Origin of the sequence: Sulfurospirillum sp. SCADC (genome assembly GCF_000743525.1) — a bacterium.
GTDB lineage: Bacteria > Campylobacterota > Campylobacteria > Campylobacterales > Sulfurospirillaceae > Sulfurospirillum.
In genome coordinates, this window is record NZ_JQGK01000023.1 from 22,100 (window position 1) to 28,195 (window position 6,096).

Annotated in this window: 8 protein-coding genes; 2 read left to right on the forward strand and 6 right to left on the reverse strand. The window is 42.7% G+C overall.

Annotation, left to right across the window (positions count from 1 at the left end; genetic code table 11):
• Window positions 1-3 precede the first annotated feature (3 nt).
• Genes JU57_RS12910 through phnD form a run of 6 tightly spaced genes read right to left on the reverse strand, consistent with a single transcriptional unit; the run spans window position 4 to window position 4,670 of the window.
• Window positions 4-330 carry a YnfA family protein gene (locus JU57_RS12910; protein WP_037961944.1) on the reverse strand — a complete coding sequence of 109 codons (327 nt, stop codon included), beginning with the start codon at window positions 328-330 and terminating at the stop codon, window positions 4-6.
• 51 nt (window positions 331-381) lie between these two features.
• On the reverse strand, window positions 382-1,302 hold the full coding sequence (locus JU57_RS13855) for an HAD hydrolase-like protein (protein ID WP_051906895.1): 921 nt from the start codon (window positions 1,300-1,302) through the stop codon (window positions 382-384).
• Complete coding sequence (gene phnE / locus JU57_RS12920) at window positions 1,299-2,114, reverse strand: phosphonate ABC transporter, permease protein PhnE (protein WP_037961945.1); 816 nt, start codon at window positions 2,112-2,114, stop codon at window positions 1,299-1,301. Before phnE (JU57_RS12920) ends, JU57_RS13855 begins: the two co-directional genes overlap by 4 nt.
• Entirely contained in the window at window positions 2,102-2,848 is a 747-nt protein-coding gene (phnE, locus tag JU57_RS12925; protein ID WP_294877436.1) for a phosphonate ABC transporter, permease protein PhnE, read from the reverse strand. Before phnE (JU57_RS12925) ends, phnE (JU57_RS12920) begins: the two co-directional genes overlap by 13 nt.
• Before the next feature lie 44 nt (window positions 2,849-2,892).
• The gene (phnC, locus tag JU57_RS12930) at window positions 2,893-3,714 is read right to left on the reverse strand and encodes a phosphonate ABC transporter ATP-binding protein (protein WP_037961954.1); all 822 of its coding nucleotides are present in this window, start codon (window positions 3,712-3,714) and stop codon (window positions 2,893-2,895) included.
• Window positions 3,715-3,722: 8 nt separating this feature from the next.
• A complete protein-coding gene (gene phnD / locus JU57_RS12935) occupies window positions 3,723-4,670 on the reverse strand; it encodes a phosphate/phosphite/phosphonate ABC transporter substrate-binding protein (protein ID WP_037961955.1) in 948 nt (315 codons plus the stop codon).
• 157 nt (window positions 4,671-4,827) lie between these two features.
• Here phnD and JU57_RS12940 point away from each other — a divergent pair, with 157 nt between their 5' ends.
• A complete protein-coding gene (locus JU57_RS12940) occupies window positions 4,828-5,139 on the forward strand; it encodes a DUF2325 domain-containing protein (protein ID WP_037961956.1) in 312 nt (103 codons plus the stop codon).
• 63 nt (window positions 5,140-5,202) lie between these two features.
• Complete coding sequence (locus JU57_RS12945) at window positions 5,203-5,946, forward strand: EAL domain-containing protein (RefSeq protein WP_037961957.1); 744 nt, start codon at window positions 5,203-5,205, stop codon at window positions 5,944-5,946.
• Window positions 5,947-6,096: the final 150 nt, after the last annotated feature.

A 6,096-nucleotide genomic window follows, 5' to 3' on the forward strand; every position in this document is an offset into this window, starting at 1 on the left:
GCCTTATCGTGGTGCGTACATAATAATGCCAACCCCCACAAGCGCAATCGCTCCGCCGATGAGGTCATAGGTATCGGGCACAATGCCGTCAATTTTCCAGCCCCAGAGCAACGAAAGGGCGATAAACACACCGCCATAAGCGGCATAAACACGCCCAAAGTTGGCAGGTTGTAGGGTTGGAATGACGCCATAAAGCACCAAAATGACAGCACCCATCAGCGCATAAGAGAGACCTTTTCCCTCTCTAAGCCAAAGCCAGATGAGATAACCGCCGCCAATTTCAAACACGCCTGCGAGAAGAAAATAGCCCAGCGATTTTGCATACTCCATCCAAAGCCTTTCGTGTGGAAAATAGAGCTAATTTTAGCGAAAGAATGTAAACTAGTGGTTAAAAAGTGTCTGATAATTTTTTAAACGAAACTGCGGAGTGATGCCACTTTGCTCTATAAAAGGGGTAGGATCAAGCCCAGCAAAAAAACCATACTCTTCGACAAGCAGGGTTTGCAATCCTGCGGCACACGCACCTAAAATATCGGTGTGCAATGTGTCGCCCATCATCACAATACGCTCTTTGCTGATCTGCCATTCATCGTGTGCCCTTTGGATGGCGTATTGAAAAATAGCATCAAAAGGCTTTCCAATAAAGCGCATCTGCTCAAAAAGATGATCCTCTTCATTGAGCGTATAAAAGCCAGGTTCTTTGGAAAAACAGTGATTGCCGCGTGGTGCAGTGATGTCAGGATTGGCAATCCAAATGGTTTTAGGCTTTACATGTAAAGAAGCTTTCCATTTTACATGTAACGCTTCATCCCATGTCGTAGTGCTTAAAAATAAAAAAGCATCGCTGTGTAAAAAGCGCTCATCTTCATGATCAACGCATGGCAAAGGATGTTCCAGCAGGGTCGTATTTTGGGCGATCACACCCCATTGTGAGGCACTGTTTGGAAGCAGATGGTGCCACAAAACTTCCCGACTGGTAATGATTTCCAAAGCCGTAAAATCAAACCCAAGTTCACGAAAGAAGTTCACCAAAACCTCTTTAGGAACGGAAGCCGAATTTGAGACGATAAAAAAAGGTTTTTGATGTTTCCTTAAGGTGGCAATCAGCTCTTTCGCCAAAGGAATGGCATGCGCACCCACATTTAAAATACCAAAGGCATCGAGGAAAAACCCATCACCGCTGTGCAAAAAAGTGTTAAGCGAATCAATGCGCGTGGATGAGGTTGGAAAGTGTGCTTGCGGAAGACGATGGCGAATCTTTTCGTAATGGGCAAATGCCGCGTGCGTTTGAAGAGAGTTCATATAATGGCATTTCGGATTTTAGCGGAGAAGGCTTCGGAGAGAATCACCGTTATAAAGATGAGCAATACAATTAAAATGACTTGCGGCCAAGCTAAAACACTCAGCGATGCTTGTAACTCCAATCCAATGCCTCCTGCTCCTACCAGTCCTAAAATGGTTGACTCACGAATATTAATATCCCATCGAAAGAGCGAAACCCCTATAAACGTAGGTAAAATTTGAGGAATAATAGCATAATCCATCACCTGAACAGCGCTTGCTCCGGTGGAGGTGAGTGCTTTAATGGGTGTTTTATCGACCTCTTCAATGGCTTCATAGAGAAGTTTTGCTACAAATCCAACGGAGCGAAGCGCGATAGCGATAATGCCTGCAAACAGTCCCGGCCCAAAAATGGCGACCAATAAAAGTGCCCAGATCAAAGAGTTGATGGAGCGTGATGCGACGATGATAAACAGCGCTATGGGGCGTACAAAAAAGCGTGATGGCGTGGTATTATGCGCGGCTAAAAAAGCGATGGGAAATGCCAAGATAATGCCAAACAGTGTCCCCAAGGTTGCAATATTGAGGGTGTCCCATAATGGTTTTAAAAGAGCAGTGATGTAGCTCCATCTTGGTGGAAACATACGATCAATCAGATCGGCTGCTTGCGTTGGAGCATCTAAGACAAAAACCCATAAGGTATTTTGTGTCATAGCCTGCCAGCAGAGCATAAAAAAAGAGAGTATGAAAAGCCAGGAAAACCATCCCATCCATCTCTTAAACGTCATGCGTTGTTGCCAAACCTTTTTGGCGGAAGTCTCTAAATGAGCCATTTGCGTACATATCCTGAGGTGTATTCGCAGAGAAAAACGATGAAAATGATCATCAGCAAAATAGCCCCTGCAGAATCATATTCATAGCGCTCAATCGCGGTATTAAGCGTCGCTCCAATGCCTCCTGCTCCCACGATTCCAATGACCGCTGATTCTCTAAAGTTAATATCAAATCGGTAGAGCCATAAACCAACAACACGGGGCGTGATTTGAGGAACAATGCTGTAATGAATCATTTGTAACCAAGATGCACCCGTTGCTTTAAGTGCCTCAAGCGGTGCTTTATCGATATTTTCGATCTCTTCAGCCAGCAGTTTTCCTAGAAACCCAATGGTGGCAAAGGTAAGGGTTAAAAAACCTGCAAAAGCGCCAAAACCAAACAGTGCCACTAAGAAAATGGCAACAATGATCTCTTGCATGGAGCGCGAAATGGTAATGAAAAAACGACAAAGAAAATAGAATGGTTTTGTTGAAATATTGGAAGCAGCGCCCATCCCAATAGGAATGGAAAAGAGAATGCCCACAAGGGTTGCCGTGACACTCATGGTCAGACTCTCGATAATCCCTGTTTGAATATCACTCCATCGGGAGGTAAAATTAGGATTTAAAAAGCCATCCACAAAACGCCAGCCACGTGTTAACCCGTCTAACATACGAGGGAAATTAAGATCAATGCTTGAAAAAGCAACGCCAAGGTAGAGTAAAAAGAGCACTAAAAGCGTCCAGCGCCACATGGGACTGGATACCATAAAGTGAGGCCTGTTCCATACGTGTGCTTTCATATGGCAAGTTCTAACTTTGTTTGAAAGTTTGGTACAGGAGCGATGGAAACTTCTTCTTCGCATGCAGGGGTGGTATTCCACTCCTCTTTTCCATAAATCGTTGTTAAAACCGATGCGTTAAGCGCGCTAGGGGAGCCATCAAAAACGATTTTCCCTGCCTTTAATCCAATAATTCGATCCACATACGTTTGGGCTAAAACAACATCGTGAATGTTGATAATCGCAGGAAGGTTGCGCTCTTTGCAGATCTCTTTAATCAGTCGCATGATTTGTCTGGAGGTTTTAGGATCTAAACTCGCTGTAGGTTCATCAATGAGAAGTAAGGATGGTTCTTGTGCCAAAGCGCGTGCAATGCCCACACGTTGTTTTTGCCCGCCGCTGAGTTGATCGGCTCGTTTGTTGGCATGTTCAAGTAACCCCACGCGCTCTAAGTATCCAAACGCTTTTTGAAGCAGGGGTTCAGGAAATTTACGAAAAAAAGATTGCCAAAAAGAGACGTAGCCTAAGGTGCCTGAGAGAACATTTTCCATAACACTGAGCCTTTCGACAAGTGCATACTCTTGAAAAATCATTCCAATGCGTCGTCGTTGCTTGCGAAGCTTCGATGTTGAGAGCTGTGTAAGCTCAACATCATCGAGGTATATCGCGCCATGGGTCGGTTCAATCAGACGATTGATGCAGCGAATCAATGTTGATTTTCCTGCACCTGAGGGACCAATAAGTCCAATAACTTGCCCACTGGGAACGTCAAAACTAACGTTATCAAGGGCAAGTTCACTGTTTTTATACTGTTTACTAAGCTGTTGAAGAGAAAGCACAAAAATCCTTACTTACATGTATAACTAACACCCATGGCATCGTCGATTTTACGGACCACATCCCAGTGTTCTTTAAAAGTAATAGGAATAAATTTGGTTTGATTGGCACTGGCAAACTCTTTAAGAAGCTTGCTTCCTTCCCAATTATAGGTAAAAAAGGCTTTTTTGATTTTTTCTTGAAGTTCAGGTTTGAGATTATACGCCATACCGTATCCTGTGGTGGGGAAGGTTTGGGATTTGTAGATGCTCACTAACTGCTCTTTTTTCACGACATTACGCTCTAACATACGCACCAAAACAGAGTTTGCGATAGAAGCCGCTGGGTAATCTTTGTTGGCAACACCTAAGATGGAGTTGTCGTGTTTACCTGAAAAGACAGGTTCAAAATCTTTCTCCGCTTCCATTTTAAACTCTGCTTTTAAAATAGCTGAGGGTGCTTTATAGCCAGAGTTTGATGTTTGTGAAGTGAAGGCAAGTTTTTTACCTTTAATATCCTCAACTTTTTTAATGCCAGAGTTTGGATACGTAATAATTTCCATCTCATAGCCATAAGAGTTGTCATTGCCTGCCATCATCGTGAAGGGTTTAAAGCCTGCACATGCAACCGCAATGGGGTTTGAGCCAGTGTTAAACCCTGCTACATGTAAACGACCTGCACGCATCGCTTCGATTTGAGCGGCGTTAGATTGGACGGGGAAGAATTGAACTTTTTTGCCCGTTACTTTTTCCATATGGACTAAAAAATCGGCCCATACATCGGCATAGACAGCAGGGTCTTCCACTGGAGTATAGGCAAAAATTAACGTTTGAGGGTCGATCTGCTTGGCAGGATCGGATGGGGTGTCTGCCACCATATCACCGTCTTTGTCTTCATAGCGACTGTCTAATTTAAAGTCGGCAAACGCGAGGGTTGAGCAAAGGGTGGAAGCTAAAAGAAGAGAGAGAAAACGTTTCATAGTAAGGGTTCCTTTTACACGATAATTTTAGAGTAAGACTAGCATTGTGAGATTACAGATTGGTTACATATAGTTATTGATAATTACTCTCAAATTTACGTAGTTTTAAGCTAAGTTAACCTATTATTTCAATAACAATTATCAAAAAGGAGAAGTTATGTCAGCAGTTCTTGTCATAGGTGGAGATAAAATCGATTCAATAACGTCTGTTTTGCAAGATTTCTCTTTTGAGAAAGTCACGCATTGGGATGCAAGGAACCCTTCAGTGGTTAAAAAAGAGATTCCTCAGGATGTCACATTGGTGATCATGCTCACCAACTTTTTAAATCACAACGCGATGAATAAGTTCAAAAATGAAGCCAAACGCAAAGCGATAGAGTTTATCTGCGCGAAGCGAAGTGAGAGCTCCGTTTTTTGTGAACTCTGTAAAAAATACAATCCAAACGGCGGTTGTATGTTAGAAAAATAAGCGTTTACATGTAAGGTCATAACGTGCATTATGACCTTATGTTTCGCTACTAAAGGTTTTGATATGTCTCTTCCAACCCTCTCGCATGAGCATCTTCTTAATTACGATGACATCTGCAAGATCATCGAAAAACAGAATTTTTGGGTCGAATATGAGCCCATCATCGATATGAGCAGTGGCGATATTTTCGGTTATGAAGCGTTGGCTCGTTTTGTCATCAATGGCAAGCAGATTCCGCCCACGCCGATCTTAGAGGTTGCGCATGAAAAGAGTGAACTTTTCTTCCATTTGGAGAGGGCTCTTAAAATCATGCAACTCGCCCATCGTCCTCATGAGGGCATGCTTTTTGTGAACATTGACCCGCATAATTTTAGCGATAGCGATAAGATTCGTTATTGGCATACGCTTTTTCGCGATATTCAAAACCTCTGCATTGAGGTTACGGAAAATACGGGAGATATGCAGGTTTCACTTCTCTCTTACTGTTTGGATGAGATTCAAAAAAGTGGGATTCCCATCGCGCAAGATGACATCGGCAACGATCAAAAGCCTTTTTGTTTTGATTTGACGAAACGCGCACAGTTTTTAAAATTTGATCGCACATGGCTGTTAAAAATCAGAGCGTGTGCCGATTATCAAGAGATCCTCAAAGGGTTTTTAGCGTTTGCAAAAGCGCAAGGTAAAAAAAGCATCCTAGAAGGGGTTGAGAGCGAAGAGGATTTTGCGGTAGCAAAGGCATTAGGCGTTGATTTTGTGCAAGGATATATCTTTAAACACTTAAACATCAGCAGTCAAAAACTCTCCTAAAAAGGTTAAACGCTCATGCAAAAAGTGTTTTTAGCGCTTATTTTTTTCATCACAATCACACACGCATCTTCGAATGATTTTGTACTGGAGCTCATTCAAAATGATCTCGAAAAAGCACTCAATCTGTGTAAATTTCACTCAAAGTTTCCA

What these genes read in the sequence shown, in the direction of transcription:
- phnE (WP_294877436.1), bottom strand. Translation starts at nt 2,848, where the DNA reads ATGTGGCGCTGGACGCTTTTAGTGCTCTTTTTACTCTACCTTGGCGTT.
- phnD (WP_037961955.1), bottom strand. Translation starts at nt 4,670, where the DNA reads ATGAAACGTTTTCTCTCTCTTCTTTTAGCTTCCACCCTTTGCTCAACC.
- phnE (WP_037961945.1), bottom strand. Translation starts at nt 2,114, where the DNA reads ATGGCTCATTTAGAGACTTCCGCCAAAAAGGTTTGGCAACAACGCATG.
- JU57_RS12910 (WP_037961944.1), bottom strand. Translation starts at nt 330, where the DNA reads ATGGAGTATGCAAAATCGCTGGGCTATTTTCTTCTCGCAGGCGTGTTT.
- JU57_RS12940 (WP_037961956.1), top strand. Translation starts at nt 4,828, where the DNA reads ATGTCAGCAGTTCTTGTCATAGGTGGAGATAAAATCGATTCAATAACG.
- JU57_RS13855 (WP_051906895.1), bottom strand. Translation starts at nt 1,302, where the DNA reads ATGAACTCTCTTCAAACGCACGCGGCATTTGCCCATTACGAAAAGATT.
- JU57_RS12945 (WP_037961957.1), top strand. Translation starts at nt 5,203, where the DNA reads ATGTCTCTTCCAACCCTCTCGCATGAGCATCTTCTTAATTACGATGAC.